Raw genomic sequence first — 16,866 nt, 5'->3', positions numbered from 1 at the left:
GTCAAATTGGGGTCATTTGTGGCCAAATCGGACTATGAGCAGCAGCACACCCGCACCCTACGTCCTAATTCTTATCGACCTCGCTATGGAAGCTGGCGTATCGCGAGCCGCGTTACTGCGCGGTAGCTCCCTAGAAGCGATAGATTTGAGTGCCATAGGCGCTCGCGTGAGTGATGACGACTTCCGTATTCTGGTTGAGAACACCTTGCAGCTCACCGGGGATACGACGCTGGGTCTACGTTTGGGGCAACGGCTCAATCTCAGCGCCCACGCCGTACTTGGGCAGGCTTTCATGACCTGCCGAAACCTTGAAGAAGTGATTCAGCTCTTCGAACGCTACTACCAGGTTCTCGCACCGGAACTGACTCTGGAGTTTCATCGGACCCCGGAGCGTATGGCCATCCGCGCTCCAAACGCTGAAGTCTACCTCCCCATCGCCTTTGGCCTCGAGTGCATCACCGCTGCCATACGCAACACTCTTAGCGGCTTGCTCGGGGACAGTCAGTTTCCCCTACGCCTCGAATTTCCTTATCCCGCACCAAACTACGTCGCGGTCTACCATGAGGTCCTTGGCGATGACGTCCACTTTGACTGCGAAATCGCAAGCTGGAGCTTTCCGTCAGAACTTTTAGCAACGGCGCTTCCCAGCTCAAACCCTGCTCTGAGGCAACTTTACGAAGCGGAGTGCGCGCGACTGCTTGCGGACCTCAGCGATAGCGCCACCATCGGAGACCAAACCCGTAATCTGCTTCGCAAGCTGGAAGGGCAGTACCCGCAAATGCCGCAGGTAGCGACAATGCTTAACATGAGCCCAAGAACCTATCGCCGACGCTTGACCCAAGAGGGCATAGGTTTTCAGGACCTGCTCGACAACGTCCGCGCCGAGCACGCCACCCGACATCTCAAAGAGAATCGCCTGCCCATCGCGAGCATCGCCTACCATCTTGGGTTTAACGATCCATCGAATTTTAGACGCGCTTACCGGCGCTGGACCGGCACAACGCCCGGCGCTGTGCGAAAAAACGCCAGCGCTTCAAATTCATGAGAAGCCGTCCTCTCAGTATTTATTTGGGCCGCGGCGCGGCGCGGCGAATCGCCAAAGACGGCTGGTCAGGAAGGGATGTCTCTCTCCTGCTAGGTGCCTCAGGTGGCCCGAAGTGGTTAATCCTCGCTGCGCTCGATCGCCTTCTATTTGGGCAGTTCCTAATGGAAGACAGAGAAACCCCTCTGCAAGCTGTAGGGTCCTCCATCGGCTCATGGCGCCACGCCTGCTTGGCGCAAGCCGATCCCGTCGCTGCGCTGGATCGTTTTGAAGAGATCTACGTTAACTGGGATTACAGCGAACGGCCCGATACCCAAGAGATCAGTGACGCCAGCCTATCGATGCTCGAGCATATCTTTGGTAATACCGGTGCGGATGCCCTCATCGACCACCAACTGCTCCACAGCTACATCGTTACAGCTCGCGGCAGAGGCCTCAACTCAGCACGCCATCCGGCGGGGCTAGCCGCGGGCATGGGCAGCGCGGCCATCGCAAATACCCTGCATCGCCAGCTCTTGGCATCACAGTTTCAACGCGTGGTATTTACCAGCATGGGAGCTCCGGAGCTGCCTTTTGATGATTTTGGCAGCACTCAGGTCGCACTTCGACCCGACACTGTCGCTCAGGCACTCCACGCAAGCGGCTCCATTCCATTTTTACTCGCTGGTGAGCGAGATATTACGGCGGCCCCGTCAGGCCACTATTGGGACGGCGGTATCATCGACTATCACTTTGATGTCGACGTCATGTCGGAGCAGCCTTTGATTCTCTATCCACACTTTCGCGGTGACCTGACAACGGGCTGGTTTGATAAGTTTCTACCTTGGCGCCGCCAGCGCACTCCAAACGCTGAGAATCTAATCCTCATCTGTCCTAGCGAGGACTTTATCGCCTCGTTACCGGACGGAAAGATTCCCGACCGAAGCGACTTCACGCGCATGCCACCCGGTGAGAGGATGCGCTACTGGCAAATCTGCATGGAACGCAGTCGGGAGCTAGCCGACGATTTCCAGCGCCAGCTCGATAACCCAGACCCTTTGGCAGGCGTTGAGCTGCTCGGCTAAAACGAAATCCCGACGCGACAAGCCTCTTTTCTGCATCTACCCTTAAAGAGAGACCGTGTAAATAGTTCGCATGGAAAAATTCTCAAGAAAAGCTATATTTCACTTTAAGTAAAAGTTCGAACCTACTGCAAACGTTTGCAAAATGGTTTTGGTTGACCTTCGGAGTTCCTCAGTTTCCGGTGTCGACCGACTGGGACAATAACTATGCTCGACTATCTACAGAAACGAAATCAGCTCAACCGGAGCTCCTCTGGAGACCGGAGAACGACCGAACGGCGCACCGCCGAGCGTAGGGGTGAGGATCGTCGGCAGCAAGCGAATCGCGACCCGAACAACGATAGTACCTATGAGGGTGAAGAGCGACGCCAGCTAGATAGGCGCCTCGTTTGCCGGCGATCTAACGAACGTCGCTCTCAGGAACGTAGAGCCGAAGAACGTCGCCGTGATCCATCCAGAGTAGAGAGCTTTCCTTCAGCTGATAATGGCTTTCTTACCCGCGAGGAAAAAGAATTCCTGCACTCGATGGCTCGGTTAGCGGACGACGATTAGCTTCGCCCAAGCGCCGCTGCCCTTCGAGCAACACCTCTCAAGCAAATCAGCCATCAGGATGATCGAGCTCAGGATCGTGAGACGTCTCGCCAATCATCTTGCGTAACAAACTCCCCGCCAAGCGATCTAGAAAACCGGGATCCTTTCTAAAAGTACGGTTCACCAGTTTCGTTAAAGCTTGCTGCTGCATTTCGCGAAACCATTTTCTAAAGCCAGTCACCTACGTCACCCCGCCAAGACTTGTTCGGACATGCCAGCCGGAGGCTCAGCTAACTTAACGATGCGCCCGGGAAAACCCTTGAAGTGAGGAATGCCCTGCTCGTAATCGAGAAACTCTGCATCGTCGGGACACAATACGGCGTCACTACTAATGAACGCGCCAGCAAGCTTGGCATCGCCGCGCATCTCGGGATACCACCAACCATGGGGAACGCGGATATGCCCCTCCTTCATAGATTCTTTAACCAGAACCTTAGCCGTGACCTCGCCGGTGGCCGTTTGTAGCTTGACCCAATCATGGTCCGCGATGCCTTCTCGCGCCGCATCGACGGGATGCATAAAGAGTTTGGGGGACGGCATACGGTCGCGAAGCACCTTTACCTGACGTTGCCCGGTCTGGAAAAACGCATCTTCGCGCACGCCGGTGAATACGTTGTAGGGATACTCGTCGCTGACGGCCGGTCCCTCTCTGTAGTAGGGCAAGGGATCAAACCCGAGCGCCTCAAGGACACTGGACTTCAGTTCGACTTTACCTGAAGGCGTGGCAAATCCGGTTTTTCGATACTTCCGATACTCCGGAGTATTAATGTACATGTAGTTCGCATCCGCAAACTGAGCAAAGGTTCTGCCCGATGGCGTGAGGCGATAATCGAGCATGTCTTCGATGCTCTCCCAGGGGAACAGCTCTTCAAAACCAAAGCGATGACCAAGGTCCCGCCAGAACTGAAAGGTACTGCTGGTCTCCGGGGGTGGCTCTACCGCTTTTTGCGACAAAGTCATGCCGAGCTTCCAATTCCAGTAGTCAGAAATGTGATTGCGCTCGCTGAACACATCTCCCGGTAGCACATAATCCGCAAGCATCGCCGTCGGCGTCATGAAAATCTCATGCGCGACGATAAGCTCCTGATTGTGCATCGCCTCCAAAATCTGATGCTGATTCGGATAACTCATAAGCGCGTTGTTACCGAGCACAAAGAACGCCTTTACAGGATAGGGCTTCTCCGTCGCCATCGCTCTGAATGTTGAACTCGGATTGGCCATATAGCAGCCCATAACGATGTCAGCATACTGATAGCCATACACCCGCTCCGTGTGTTCCGACAGCATTTCTTGAGCACGGTAGGTGTAAGCGGGATGAGTATCGGATCCCAACTGCTTAGCTTTTTGCTCAGCGCTGAGCATTTCGTGATTGCCAATCTTGGACTCGGGAATGTAGTTAGGATCAAAGCCTCCGAATGTTTCTCCCCCCGGGATATCGATATTGCCCGTAAGCGCTCGCAAAATGCTTTGAAGTCGTATGGCCGAGGTCGACGAGATTTGCATGTCGGTAATAGGTGTCCAGGGGATACATGCGCTCTCGGATGTCGCATACAGTCTGGCGGCCTCGGCGATGGCCTTTGCATCGACACCGGTGATCTCGGCCACTCTTTCGAGGGGATATTCATCCACCCGTCCCCGCAGCTCATCAAAACCCGTGGTGTATTCGGCGACGAACTCTTTATCGTAGAGCTCCTCGTTGATAATGACGTTCAGCCAGCCCAACATCATCGCCGCGTCCGTACCCGAACGTAAGCTCAGGTGCATGTCGGCAACTTCAGCCTGTTCCGACACTCGCGGATCAAGCACAATGACCTTAGCGCCATTGGCGCGAGCCTGATTGATCATATTGAAGATCGGCGTCCAGCTGTGCTTTCGAGGATTATGACCAAACAGCACGATGCACTTGGAATTGGATATATCGGCGAACGGAAACCAGCCGTAAGTGAACTTGTTCACGGCAGCGGTATTGCCAGCACATAGCGAAACGCCGCTAATGTAGTTGGGCGAACCCAAGGCATTCATAAACCGCCGGTCGAGACTGTGAGTTGTTTGGGTATTCCAACCCGAGGTCGAAACAGCGAGGGTCTCGGGGCCATATTTCGCAACCAGCGTTTTTAACCGCTCAGCAATTTCGTCCATGGCCTGCTCGTAGCTAATCTCCTCCCACTTATCATCTCCGCGCGCTCCCACGCGCTTGAGTGGCTTGGTTAATCGATCCGCGTGATTATGAACATGCGCCGCAGCGGTGCCCTTGTAACAGACGTTCCTCGCCAGCGCCGGGTTGTCATGGGCAATCATGCGCTTGAGTTTGCCATCTTCAGTCTCGGCTCGAAGCTGGCAACCGATGTCGCAAATTGTGCATACCGAGTAGATTTGTTGGTTCTTGGCCATGTTTCACCGCCGGACCCTGAGGGTCTGTTATTAGGTTTTTAATACTCTCTGTTTTGTACTTTCAGCCGCTAAAGAGGCGCGATCGTACTCCCGAGCCATTGATCGAAGCTGGCCCAGCACGCTAGCCTCGTGGGCCGTGCCCTCACCGCGACCTACAGCGCGACCCAGACCGATACCGATGAGTGTTTCGGTGATCGTGAAGTAAAGAGCATCGTCTTCGTGGTCGGCGCTAGTCCCTCCAGCAGTCGATAACACCATCGCGGGAGAGAACAAAACAGCGCTTTGCTGAATCGCTGCGGCGAGGCGTGCACCAAACTCCGGGTCATTACAGGACGCCAGCCATAGTTCGATCACCGCTTTAAACTCGGGCTGCGTTACTCGCTCGTAGGATGAAAGCAGCACTTTCTCTAGTACGCCACCCTCAGCATCCAAATCTACCTCAAGCAATCGCGCATAAAGCACCTGCAGAGTTTCAACCAAGAGATCTGCAAAATCCGGAAAGTGGTGATTCAGGGCACCGCGGGTTAACTCTGATCTTCGACAGACCTCCACGCCCGTTGTTTTTGCAAAGCCAAGGTCGACGAGGGCTTCGATAGTGCTATCGATGAGTCGGGTACGAGTCGCGCTACTTCGAGCGGCGTTACGGCTGGTCGTTGGGTTGTTTGTTGGACGGGTAGCGACGTTCATGGCAAAAGCATACATACATGTATGTATTAATGTAAAGGACGTAGCGAGACTCTGATTTTGTCAGCTGTAACAGCGACCTCTAAAAAAGATCAGGTATGCAAGCCATTCCATTGGCCCACCGAGCCGCTTTGGGCCGCTTCTAACAATAGGTCATACCTGCTCGGTATCTCCACCGTTGATCACTGGCCAAATCAGACCGAGACGCGTTGCTAGTAAGAGCACCAGATTACAGGACACAATCCCGGTAAACAGGCCCACCGGATGACCCGGGACCCCCTTCCACAGCAGGTAGCCGAAGTAGAGAACCGCGAGTGTATTGATACCCAGGGCCACATCGAGAGCGATCCGTCGTCCGCTCCAGAGCATTTTTACCATAGCAGCACTCAGTGCACCCGCAGAGCCAAGAATCAGCCCGGGCACCCATAAGCGCAACTGCGCAGCCAAAGTCTCCGCGTCTGACATTAAGGGAAGCACTGCAGCGAAATGTCCGTAAGCTCCCATGATCAAAAAAGCACCCACAATGACCGCTCCGGCGGCAGCAATCTTGTGCAATCCGTTACTGTGCATCATTGACCCAAACCCCCGCCGCCAGGCTTTGCCAATCCACTCTCATAGGCCCAGACAACGGCCTGAGCGCGGTCCCGTAAACCCAGCTTGGACAACAAACTGGAGACGTGTGTTTTAACCGTCGCTGCGCCAATACAAAGCGACTCCGCAATCTCCTGATTGCTTAGCCCAACCGCTATAGACTGCAAAACTTCCCTCTCACGCTCTGTCAACAGTTCCAGCTCACCTGCAGCAAGCGAGGTAGCTGCGCCACGCTGCTCAGCAAACTGTCCAATCAAGCGCCGAGTAACCGACGGGGACAAAAGGGCCCCGCCCTCTGCGACAGCACGTACGGCACTCACCAAATCGGCTGGAGGAATGTCTTTGAGAACGAAGCCACTAGCGCCCGCGCGGAGGGCTCGATAAACGTACTCATCGGGATCGAAGGTCGTGAGAATAATGACGCGCATATCGCTCTCACCAGCGGCCAGGATACGCTCAGTGGCTTCCAGGCCATCCATCTCGGGCATGCGAATATCCATAAGGATGACGTCGGGGCTCTCCCGCTGAGCAACCTCTATTGCTTCGAGCCCCGTACCCGCTTCGGCAACCACCTGAATATCACCTTCATGCTCTAGCACCATAGCGAAGCCGCGGCGCACCAAAGCTTGATCGTCGACAACCATCACCCGCAAAGTCATGACCGAGAGTCTCCAACGGGCAGCACCGCACGAATCAAAAACCCTCCGTTCGGGCCTGATCTCGCTTGTAAGGATCCTCCGAGCAACTCTGCCCGCTCACGCATCCCCGTTATGCCATGACCAATACCGGCAGGGGCCGATGATCCCTGCCCATCATCACTGACGGTTAGCGCGACGGACTCACGGCTTATCTCGATGTGAATATCTACTTGAGGATCCGAACCCGCGTGCTTCATAACATTAGTCAGCGATTCCTGGACAATGCGGTACACCGCGAGATCCACGCGGCGTGGCAGTTCGGTGCTCGAGCCTCCCCGATGTAATGTGATCGAAAGGCCAGTTTCTCGCACCTCATCAACTAGGCGTGGCAGATCCTCCACGCCGGGCTGCGGGCCAAGTTCTTTTTCTAATCTGCCGGGCCGTAACACATCCAGCAAATGCCGCATCTCGGTCAGCGCCTGCCGCCCAGCCTTCTCCACTGCGGCCATGGCCCGCGTCGCAGCCTCAGGATCAGTAGTGGCGACCGTTCGTGCGGCACCGGCTTGCACGGTCATCAGGCTGACCTGATGAGCAACAATGTCGTGGAGCTCGCGGGCGATTCGCGTGCGCTCCTTCGCTACTGCTCGCTCTGCTTCGACGCTGCGCTCTCGCTCTAAATACATGGCGCGTTCTTCAAGAATACGCAGATACTCACCGCGGAATCTCAGGCGCCGACCGGCGTACCAAAGCAGCATTACTAGACTGGCGGCGATCACGTTGCCAGCCTCGGGGCTGCCGAGTACGAGCAGGTCAATACTGACGTAGGCGAGCGCAACCAACATACCAATAAGACTGGCTCGATCATCTGCTGTGTAACGCCCGAGGCTGTAAAGCGAGAAGCTAAGAGCAAACAGACCTTTAGTCTCTGGAGTGATCTGCGTAATGACGGAAGCAACTAACAACAGTGCATGAACCTGCAAGGGATGGCTGCGACGCCACAGCAGAGCGAAATTACCGACAAAGGCAAGGAGAAGCGCACCTGCCCCTGCTACCGAGCCTGTCTCAACGCCGCCCCACATTGCCAGTGTGAGCGAGAAGGACAAGGTAGCCACCAGAAAATCGAACTGGTGAGGCCAACGCTCGACCGGACGGCGCAAGGGCTCCCAGCTGGTAGATGAAAAACCATCATCACTATTCCAGCGTGGCTTGGGCGGTGTCTCGAGACTCTGCGCTGCTTGTAGGGAAGACATGACCGAAGAGTAAGCGACACACGACGCCCTGTCATGCGCCCTAAGGATGACATCTTGCGTACGTTTCTCCGCCTTTTGGGGGAGATCAATTTCAGTCTGACGGGCGATGTGCCTGCGGGACAATCGCGACAAAATTCTGATCTCAAAATTTTCGGGAAGAGAGCCATGAGCGAACCAGCAATGCCTGCCAGCACAGTACCCGGCACCAGAGCGAACACAATCTTCGATGCAACGGTAAAGACCTGGTTCGCCATAGCAGCGGTAGGCCACTGGATATTTGTGGCTTACATTCTCAGCGTCTTTTATCCGCCCATTGCCGCGGATGGTGTCGAAGGACTCAAGGGAATGCATCTTCCTTCGGGTTTTCGTGAAGGCGACTTTATCGGCAATCTCGCGGCCGCAAGCCACGTGATTCTGGCGGCGATTGTTATTGGCGGCGGACCGCTACAGCTCGTACCTGCCGTACGTACTCGCTTTCCAAGGTTTCATCGCGTACTTGGGCGCAGCTACCTAGTGGCCGCTGTGATTAGCAGTATCGGTGGACTTTACATGGTGTGGACTCGCGGCACTGTCGGCAACCTCATCGGCCATATCAGTATCTCGGGCGACGCAGTGCTGATCCTGATCAGCGCAGCCATGACCATTCGCTATGCCATTGCTCGCCGCATCCGCGAACACCGCCGCTGGGCCATGCGTCTCTTTATGGTCGCAAGCGCAGTGTGGTTCTATCGCGTCGGCCTCATGGCCTGGATGATGCTCACCGGAGGCATCGGTATCGACACTGCGACCTTCACCGGCCCCGCCTTAAACGTGATCGGTTTTGCGCAGTATCTACTCCCCTTAGCAATGCTTGAGTGGTACTTCCGTTGTCAGGGTCAAGCGACCGAACAAGGCAAAATAATGTTCATTGGCACCCTCGCGGGCCTCACCGTTTACATGAGTGTCGGCATCTTCGCTGCGACCATGGGTATGTGGTTGCCGCGGATGTAAGTCGCATGGGCAGAAAGTGTGCTATCGACTTAACTCGGTCTTAAGCGAGATGTCGAAGAACTTTACAGCTACGCGAGATATCAAACAGTAAAGTAGCCAGAAGCAATGAAAAACAAAGGCCTAGAAACTTTGGCTCGATATTTGCTTAAGATATCCGTGACAAATATTTTTTGGGAAACCTAATGTTCAAACAATTTAAAAAGCACCTTGCCGCAACAGTCATTGTTTCTAGCACATTGATTTCATCTGCAGCGAACGCCGGATTGATACACCTGTGGGAAGCTAACGGAAACACGCTGGATTCCATCGGCGGAGTAGCCGGAACGCTACAAGGTGGCGCGTCTTTCGGTGCAGGGTTAAGCGGCCAAGCTTTTTCGTTTGACGGCGCCCGCCAGTTGTTCACAGCGGCCGTTGATCTTAGCCCCAGCAATTTCGCATCGGTGACCTTTGGTGCGTGGGTAAACATCTCTGCTATCCCCAACAATCGTGGCTGGGTAATGGGGCATGACAACGGAGGCTATGATCGATCTTTGTCACTGCATGACAGTCGTTTTGCTGCGCCGGCAGCGGGTGTTGGACGCACGTACACATCAACCCTGCCTACCGTGACGTTGAATGAGTGGAAATTCCTTGCTGCGTCGTATGCGGGCAACGGGCAAGTCACAACTGTTTATTACGACGGGCAATCTCAAGAAGTATCGAATACGGCCAACTCAAACGGCAACAATTTCTTTTCTGTCGGCGGTCTTTCCAATTTTGGCGGACACGAGATCAATGGATTAGTAGACAACGTCTTCATCTTTGATGAGGCGCTCTCTGTCGACGAGCTTCGCGCCATCGAACGGAACGGCACGCCAGTTCCTGCACCAGCCACCCTTGCACTATTTGGCCTGGGGCTCGCTGGAATTGGTTATTCTCGTCGCAGAAAAGCTTAAACAAAACTCCTGATGCACTAGCCCACTGAGGTGGGCTTTTTATTGCCTGCGATTTGATGAGGCTTGTGTCCCTATTTGGCCTAGAGGGCCGTCTGGAATGCCAAGCCAATGATCATTTTTAGTCAAAAACAGATGTCCAAACGAACCCCAAAAACCTCTCTCCTCCCTCTTTTTAAAAGCGAACACGTAGCAACTCTCCTGTCCAAATAGAGTTAAGCTGGATCCATTCGACTCATTCTTCATCGAGGCACACGCTCAATGATTAGCCGCGGCGCGCAAACAATCCTGCTTTTCCTGGTCGTCTTCGCCGGCCCCGCCCTCGCCGAACACCCCCCAGAATTCGACCCTGTAGTGAAGATTTTTTCGGGCCTTTCCTACTCGGATAAAGAGCTGATCAAGGCGGTGACAACGCCTGACTTTCTGTTACTGGAGATGGGCGAGGTTTGGGATCGCGATTTCCTGTTGCCATTGGTAAAACCAGATGGCGGTAAGCGAAACAACTACTTCGGCGTAATCTCAGTGAGCAAGTTTGATGGCGTAGCGTTAATCAACTATTGGAACAAGGCAACGATTGTCAAAGACGATGCAGAATCTAGCCTTGCCTGGTTAGAAAGCGTTGTGGCTGTAGAGACGAAAACGGGCTGGAAGTTAAAGCAAATGCATTCAACGCGCATCGATCCAAAGCAGATTCCGGAAGACGTCGAGTTGGAACTGATGATGGTCGAGAGGAGCATGTAGCGCAGATGTCTGACACGGCGCTTCCTGGCCACCTGCCCATTATCCAAGCGCCGATGGCGGGTGTGCAGGACAGTGCGCTAACCGTCGCGGTTTCCTCGGTAGGCGGGGTCGGCTCCTTACCCTGCGCCATGTTGTCCCGCGAAATGCTGGCGCAGGAACTGCAGACCATCAAGGCTTCAGGGATCGCTACCTACAACCTCAATTTCTTTAGCCATCAGCCGCCGCAACCCGATGAACGCCAAGAAGCGCGCTGGCGCAATGCGCTAGCGCGCTACTTCATGGAGTACGAGCTTGACCCCACTAGCATCCCAGATGGCCCATCTCGTAGACCGTTCTGTGATGAAGCTCTCGAACTGATTTCGCCTTACCAACCGCCTATCGTGAGTTTTCACTTTGGCCTTCCAAAACGCGAGCACGTTGAGGCCATCAAGTCCTGGAAAGGGCAAGTTTGGTCTTCGGCAACGACCGTGGACGAAGCGCTATGGTTAGCTGATCACGGCGTCGACGCCGTCATCGCCCAAGGGATAGAGGCCGGAGGTCATCGCGGCATGTTTCTCAATAGAGACTTGTCGACGCAGCTAGAAACACTGGACCTCGTCGCTGCTATACAAAACGCTGTATCGGTCCCAGTCATTGCTTCTGGGGGCATCTCTACCCCGGAGCAGGTAAGGGCTGCTATGGACGTCGGAGCCCAGGCTGTTCAACTGGGCACCACCTATCTACTCTGCAAAGAAGCCAAAACCAGCCGTATTCATCGCAACTTGTTAAGAAGTCCTCGATCCAGCAACACACAGCTCACAAACCTATTCTCCGGGGGTATAGCGAGAGGTATTCCCAATCGTCTCATGGAGGAAATGGGACCTATTAGCGATGCTCCTCCTGTGTTTCCTTTAGCGGCGAGCGCGCTCGCCCCCCTAAGAGCTGTCGCCGAAGGCCGGGATAAGGAAGATTTCTCACCGCTTTGGTGTGGGACCGATGCTACGGGTTGTAGAGCTGTCAGTGCTGCTGAGCAGACGTTGTGGCTCGCACAACAACTAGACTGAAATCAGTGTTCTTCACAGCAATATCGAAGTCATTGGTTCAACGCGAGGACCAGAGATGAAGCCCGTCGACACTGGCAAGGTCTACGACCAAATCGCTCACCGTTGGGACAGTGACCAATTCAATCGCGACAATGGCATTCCCCAGCACGAACGCGCATTGGCTTTCAGCAAGAGCGCCGGCATTGCTTTAGACGTCGGTTGCGGCGCTAGCGGCCGTTTCATCGACCTATTACTTGGCAAAGGCTATACCGTAGAAGGGGTAGATGTATCGGCAGAAATGCTAAATCTCGCCAGGCAGCGACATCCCGATGTCAGTTTTTATCTCGAAGACGTGTGTGAATGGGAGCTCACGCGTACCTACGACTTCATTACCGCTTGGGACAGTATCTGGCACGTCCCTCTGACCCAACAAGCACCTTTACTTCGCAAGCTAATCGCTGCGCTCAGTTCCGACGGCACGCTAATTTTCAGCTGCGGTGGCACCGATGAGCAGGATGAATTGAGAGACGACTTCATGGGCCCTGAAGTCTACTACTCGTCACTAGGGATCAATGCGTACTACGAACTCTTTGCTTCAGAAGGCGCGATCTGCCGCCACTTTGAATACGATCAGTATCCCGAACTGCACAGCTACTTCATCGTACAAAAGCGCTCAGACTAAGACACATACTCGTCAAGGAAGCGCTGCACTTCATTGCGAAGAGGCCCTTTGAACGCAGAGGCCATAAGACCCAACTCAACACTCACCAGAACATCCGCATCCGAAAGCGTCAGCTTGCCGTCAACGCCAGCACCTTTAATCCGCACAGAGTCACCGTCCCAACGGGCGCGTACGCCGTGAGTGCCTTCTAACTGCTTAGCCAGGGTTTCCGCAGCTTCCCGAAGCTCAGCTTTGTCCATGCTATGTGGTTTTCGAATCTGAAATCCTGCCACGCCGGCCTACCTCATTATAGTGTCGAAGCAGTATAGGTCAGCTGCGCACACCGCGCATGGCCAGCCAATTGCCGGCCAACACTAGAAAAAGCCCCCCAGCAGACCAGAGCGTCCAGGCGTAGCTCTCAAGAAAGCTGGAAACCACAAGCGCGACGATAGGAAAGAGTAATGTTGTGTATGCGGCGCGATCGGGACCAATTCGGCCGATGAGCGAAACGTAAGCCCAAAAGGCTAGCACTGTTGCAAAGAACGCCAGATACGCCAGCGAACTTAGATACTCACGACTTAAATCAACCGTAATCGGAACATCTAAAACAAGCGCCGCGACATACAAGGTGCAGGCTCCATAAAACATGCCCCAGGTATTGCAGGTGAGTACGGGAAGACCCTGTCGCAGACTCCCCGCGGCAACCAGATTACCGGCGGAGGCGAAAAGCGTGCCGAGAAAACACAGCAACAGCGCCTGCAAACGCGGATCGGAAAGGCTGAGAGCTTCCAGTTCCGGATAAAACAAAGCTGCCATGCCGAGCAAGCCGAGTAGACCGCCGATAACGACAGGGGCACGCAGAGGCATGTTTAAAAAGAGCGCTCCACCGAGGGCGTTGAGGGCCACCATTGTCGAAAAAACAACCGCAATCAGGCCCGACGACAGATCGGCGGTCGCGGTATAGATCAATAAGTAGTTACAGGAAAAAAGGCAGAGCCCTTGAAAGAAGATCCTTAGATGATTGCGTAGATTGAGTCGCACAAACCCCTGAGTGAACTGTGTGAGCAGTGCGCAAAATGCTGCCGCTAGCGCCATCCGGTGGGCAATAGACACGAGAGGATCCACAAGGCCTAACTGGTATTTGATAGCAAACCAGCTAGTACCCCAGATTACGACCGTCACTGCGTATAAAAGTGTGGTTTGCATGCGCAAAAACTAGCGATGAGCTTAAAGAATGGCGCAGCATGCTAGCACGGGATTTCAGCCGCACCCCACTATGCTTTTATACTACGCAATATGACAATTCCTACTGAAATTTCTGCCATCCGCCACGCCGATGGCAAACGCCGCTTTCTTTTTGAAAAAATGGACTTACGCGGCGAGATCGTCCACCTGGATCAGGTGATTACCGATGTCAGCGAGATTCATAGCTATCCTCCGGGAGTTAGCCGCTTGCTAGGGGAGTTCCTGGTCGCGTCCGTATTACTGGCGAGCACGCTCAAATTCAGAGGAAGCCTGACGGTTCAGGCACGCAGCGATCGAGAGATTCCCTTGATCATGGCTGAGTGCAGCAGCGAACTCACGGTTCGCGCCATTGCCCGGGGCGCTGAAGCCGCCACCTCTGAAAGCTTCGACGCGCTATTAGGTGGCGGCCAACTCGTCCTTACCATCACCCCTGAACGGGGAAAGCAATATCAGGGCATCGTCCCCCTTACGGGCGGCTCTCTGGCCAGCAGCCTTGACAGCTACTTCAGTCAATCGGAGCAACTCCAAACCCGCCTTCAACTGAGCAGCGACGGTTCACGTGCAGCGGGCCTGCTGCTTCAACAGCTCCCGCCGCAGCTTGAGCCCAATGCCGCGGCCCGCGAAGAGCAATGGGATCGCGCCTGCATGCTCGCGGCGACCCTCAGCCCCGAGGAGCTTATTCAGTTAGGTGACGCCACGCTTTTGCATCGTCTTTATCACGAAGAGGTTATCCGTCTCTTCGACCTCGAAGCCGTGCGTTTTCGCTGTAGTTGCAGCCAGGACAGGACCTTTGCGGCCCTTGCCACCCTCGGCGAAGAAGAAATCCGTGACATCATTGCTGAGCAGGGAGCGGTCACCATGGACTGTGAGTTCTGCAACCAGCGATATATGTTCCGGGAGAGCGATCTGAGAGGCCTTCTTGGCTCTGGTGACAACGCGCCAATCCACTGAATAAAAGTGAGAATTGGCGCACTTTCGCCCGGTTCACAATCACCAAGCTATTCGCCATAATGGCGCCCCCAAAATGAGCGGTAACACTTCCAGCCTGCATGCCTTTCATCGTCGAATACCTTCGAAAGCACCAGCGCGCAGTCCAACGCTCCGACATGGCAACACAGGACCACTCTGCATGAGCGCCAGCAACTCTACCCCGCGGGAATACATCGACCTGCAACCCGCCGACTTTATTGAAGAAGCTTTGCGCCGCGGTGAAGGCACCCTCACTGATACCGGAGCCCTTCTGGTAACTACGGGTAAGCGCACAGGCCGTTCTCCCGGCGATCGCTTTATTGTGCGTGAGCCCAGTTGCGAAGACGCGGTTGATTGGGGCAGCGTCAACCGCCCCTTTGATGCCGACAAATTTGATGCTCTTTGGGAGCGTGTCGAAAGCTATCTCAGCGAGCGTGATCGCTTTGTGTCGCACCTCCACGTGGGTGCCCACAGCGATCACTATCTGCCATTGCAGGTCACCACGCAGTGGGCATGGCACGGACTCTTTGGGCGCAACATGTTTATTAAGCCTGAGGAATACAATCCCGGCAGAAAACCCGAATGGTCTGTAATGAACGCGCCAGAGTTCGTTTGTGACCCTGACCGCGATGGCACTGCATCAGAAGCCACGGTAATCGTGAATTTTGCCCAACGGCGCATTCTGATAGCAGGCATGCGTTACGGCGGAGAAATGAAGAAGTCCGTGTTCTCTGTGCAGAACTTCCTACTGCCCGAAAAAGACGTTATGAGCATGCACTGCTCTGCCAATGTCGGAGACGATGGGGATACCACACTATTCTTTGGCTTATCAGGAACGGGCAAGACAACGCTGTCCGCCGACCCCAATCGCTACCTCATCGGCGACGACGAGCATGGCTGGACGCGCGGCTCAGTCTTTAACATCGAAGGCGGGTGTTACGCCAAGACCATCAATCTCAGCCAAAAGAATGAGCCGATTATTTGGGACGCCATCAAATTTGGTGCCATCGTTGAGAATGTCGTCGTAGACGAGAACCGTCACGCTGATTACGACGATACCAGCCTGACCGAAAACGGTCGCTGCTGCTACCCGCTGGTTCATGTACCAAAGCGTATCGAAGCTAATTCCGCCGGAGAGCCTAAGTGCGTGATCTTTCTGACCTGTGACGTTTCTGGCGTCTTGCCGCCGATCTCTATTTTGTCCAAAGAAGCCGCCGCTTTTCACTTCCTCAGCGGCTATACAGCTCGTGTCGGCTCTACCGAAGTGGGCGCTGAAGCGGGAATTCACCCCACTTTCTCTACGTGTTTTGGTGCGCCTTTCATGCCTCGACCTGCGAGTGATTATGCAGAGCTGCTAATGAAGCGCATCGAAGAGTTCGATAGCCAGGTCTATCTAGTCAATACCGGTTGGACCGGTGGCTCGGGCGCAGCCGGAGGATCAGGGTCTCGATTCCCGATACCCGTCACTCGCGCCGTGATAAGTGCTGCAGAGAGTGGCGCACTGTTGGACGCACCACGCGGACATCTCGACATTCTCAACCTCGACTTCCCAACGGAAATACCCGGCGTTGACGCTCAGTTCGTTAATCCCCGCGACAATTGGGGCGACACTGCCGCCTACGACGAGCAGGCCAATAAGCTTGCGACGCTTTTTCAGGACAACATTGTCAAGTTTGACGCCGGAACTTCTATTGTAGACGCAGGACCCAAGCCTCAGAGCTAAGGTCTGCTATCCATTGCAGTTCCTCAAACGGGTGCTTCGGCACCCGTTTTGCCACCAGGCCCCTCTTCCAGCTCTAAAACAGTCGCTAATGCCGGCTTAACCGCCTTTGTGCAGAAAGTCACAATTTCGTGGCTGAGATTAGTATGTTTGTTCTAATTATTTTCCCTAAAGTCCTCCTCACTGGAGATGTGAGCAGTCAGTGCCACGCCAGAGAGAAAGTCCAATAAGGCCGACACCGTCCAGTAGCGCAATGATGCGATGCTGGCCAAACAGGAGAGAGATCATGATTCCAGTCATTCTCCCTGCTTCTGCCCCCGGATGGCGATGCAGGCTTG

The 16,866-nt window shown here is 54.6% G+C and carries 18 protein-coding genes; 10 read left to right on the top strand and 8 right to left on the bottom strand.

Annotated elements, in window-relative coordinates; genetic code table 11:
• Positions 1-34: 34 nt before the first annotated feature.
• From R0137_RS04915 to R0137_RS04905, 3 genes are all read left to right on the top strand, one after another.
• Positions 35-1,045, top strand: coding sequence for an AraC family transcriptional regulator (locus R0137_RS04915; protein WP_407329010.1), 1,011 nt, complete (start codon positions 35-37; stop codon positions 1,043-1,045).
• Positions 1,042-2,106 carry a patatin-like phospholipase family protein gene (locus tag R0137_RS04910; RefSeq protein WP_407329008.1) on the top strand — a complete coding sequence of 355 codons (1,065 nt, stop codon included), beginning with the start codon at positions 1,042-1,044 and terminating at the stop codon, positions 2,104-2,106. The genes R0137_RS04915 and R0137_RS04910 overlap by 4 nt, the downstream gene beginning before the upstream one ends.
• A 204-nt stretch (positions 2,107-2,310) precedes the next feature.
• Positions 2,311-2,655: a hypothetical protein gene (locus tag R0137_RS04905; RefSeq protein WP_407329006.1), complete on the top strand. Its 345-nt coding sequence runs from the start codon at positions 2,311-2,313 to the stop codon at positions 2,653-2,655.
• A 46-nt stretch (positions 2,656-2,701) separates the two neighbouring features.
• Here the strand turns inward: R0137_RS04905 and R0137_RS04900 are convergent, their stop codons facing one another.
• From R0137_RS04900 to R0137_RS04875, 6 genes are all read right to left on the bottom strand, one after another.
• Positions 2,702-2,875: a hypothetical protein gene (locus tag R0137_RS04900; protein WP_407329004.1), complete on the bottom strand. Its 174-nt coding sequence runs from the start codon at positions 2,873-2,875 to the stop codon at positions 2,702-2,704.
• Between the two features lie 5 nt (positions 2,876-2,880).
• Entirely contained in the window at positions 2,881-5,085 is a 2,205-nt protein-coding gene (locus R0137_RS04895; protein ID WP_407329003.1) for a molybdopterin-dependent oxidoreductase, read from the bottom strand.
• A 30-nt stretch (positions 5,086-5,115) separates the two neighbouring features.
• Positions 5,116-5,772, bottom strand: coding sequence for a TetR/AcrR family transcriptional regulator (locus R0137_RS04890; RefSeq protein WP_407329002.1), 657 nt, complete (start codon positions 5,770-5,772; stop codon positions 5,116-5,118).
• A 150-nt stretch (positions 5,773-5,922) separates the two neighbouring features.
• Entirely contained in the window at positions 5,923-6,342 is a 420-nt protein-coding gene (locus R0137_RS04885) for a hypothetical protein (RefSeq protein ID WP_407329000.1), read from the bottom strand.
• Positions 6,339-7,019, bottom strand: coding sequence for a response regulator (locus R0137_RS04880; RefSeq protein ID WP_407328998.1), 681 nt, complete (start codon positions 7,017-7,019; stop codon positions 6,339-6,341). The genes R0137_RS04885 and R0137_RS04880 overlap by 4 nt, the downstream gene beginning before the upstream one ends.
• A complete protein-coding gene (locus tag R0137_RS04875; RefSeq protein WP_407328997.1) occupies positions 7,016-8,248 on the bottom strand; it encodes a sensor histidine kinase in 1,233 nt (410 codons plus the stop codon). Before R0137_RS04875 ends, R0137_RS04880 begins: the two co-directional genes overlap by 4 nt.
• 165 nt (positions 8,249-8,413) lie before the next feature.
• Here R0137_RS04875 and R0137_RS04870 point away from each other — a divergent pair, with 165 nt between their 5' ends.
• From R0137_RS04870 to R0137_RS04850, 5 genes are all read left to right on the top strand, one after another.
• Positions 8,414-9,238: a DUF2306 domain-containing protein gene (locus tag R0137_RS04870; protein WP_407328995.1), complete on the top strand. Its 825-nt coding sequence runs from the start codon at positions 8,414-8,416 to the stop codon at positions 9,236-9,238.
• Positions 9,239-9,420: 182 nt separating this feature from the next.
• Positions 9,421-10,173: a LamG-like jellyroll fold domain-containing protein gene (locus tag R0137_RS04865; protein WP_407328993.1), complete on the top strand. Its 753-nt coding sequence runs from the start codon at positions 9,421-9,423 to the stop codon at positions 10,171-10,173.
• Between the two features lie 258 nt (positions 10,174-10,431).
• A complete protein-coding gene (locus R0137_RS04860) occupies positions 10,432-10,911 on the top strand; it encodes a hypothetical protein (RefSeq protein ID WP_407328992.1) in 480 nt (159 codons plus the stop codon).
• Positions 10,912-10,916: 5 nt separating this feature from the next.
• A complete protein-coding gene (locus R0137_RS04855; RefSeq protein WP_407328990.1) occupies positions 10,917-11,954 on the top strand; it encodes an NAD(P)H-dependent flavin oxidoreductase in 1,038 nt (345 codons plus the stop codon).
• A gap of 55 nt (positions 11,955-12,009) precedes the next feature.
• Entirely contained in the window at positions 12,010-12,615 is a 606-nt protein-coding gene (locus R0137_RS04850) for a class I SAM-dependent methyltransferase (RefSeq protein WP_407328988.1), read from the top strand.
• On the opposite strand, the gene R0137_RS04845 is transcribed toward R0137_RS04850, so the two are convergent.
• Positions 12,612-12,854: a polyhydroxyalkanoic acid system family protein gene (locus tag R0137_RS04845; protein ID WP_407328987.1), complete on the bottom strand. Its 243-nt coding sequence runs from the start codon at positions 12,852-12,854 to the stop codon at positions 12,612-12,614. The two genes, R0137_RS04850 and R0137_RS04845, sit on opposite strands and share 4 nt — an antisense overlap.
• A 70-nt stretch (positions 12,855-12,924) precedes the next feature.
• Positions 12,925-13,800 (bottom strand): DMT family transporter, encoded by an 876-nt coding sequence (locus R0137_RS04840; RefSeq protein WP_407328986.1) that lies wholly within the window; start codon positions 13,798-13,800, stop codon positions 12,925-12,927.
• A 90-nt stretch (positions 13,801-13,890) separates the two neighbouring features.
• Between R0137_RS04840 and hslO the strand changes: the two genes are divergently transcribed.
• Both hslO and R0137_RS04830 read left to right on the top strand, forming a co-directional pair.
• Complete coding sequence (hslO, locus tag R0137_RS04835; protein WP_407328984.1) at positions 13,891-14,790, top strand: Hsp33 family molecular chaperone HslO; 900 nt, start codon at positions 13,891-13,893, stop codon at positions 14,788-14,790.
• A gap of 178 nt (positions 14,791-14,968) precedes the next feature.
• Entirely contained in the window at positions 14,969-16,531 is a 1,563-nt protein-coding gene (locus R0137_RS04830; protein WP_407328983.1) for a phosphoenolpyruvate carboxykinase, read from the top strand.
• Positions 16,532-16,866 lie beyond the last annotated feature (335 nt).

The sequence above is a fragment of the Congregibacter brevis genome (assembly GCF_045689245.1).
Taxonomy (GTDB): domain Bacteria; phylum Pseudomonadota; class Gammaproteobacteria; order Pseudomonadales; family Halieaceae; genus Congregibacter; species Congregibacter brevis.
This window is presented reverse-complemented; position numbering and strand designations above follow the sequence as displayed.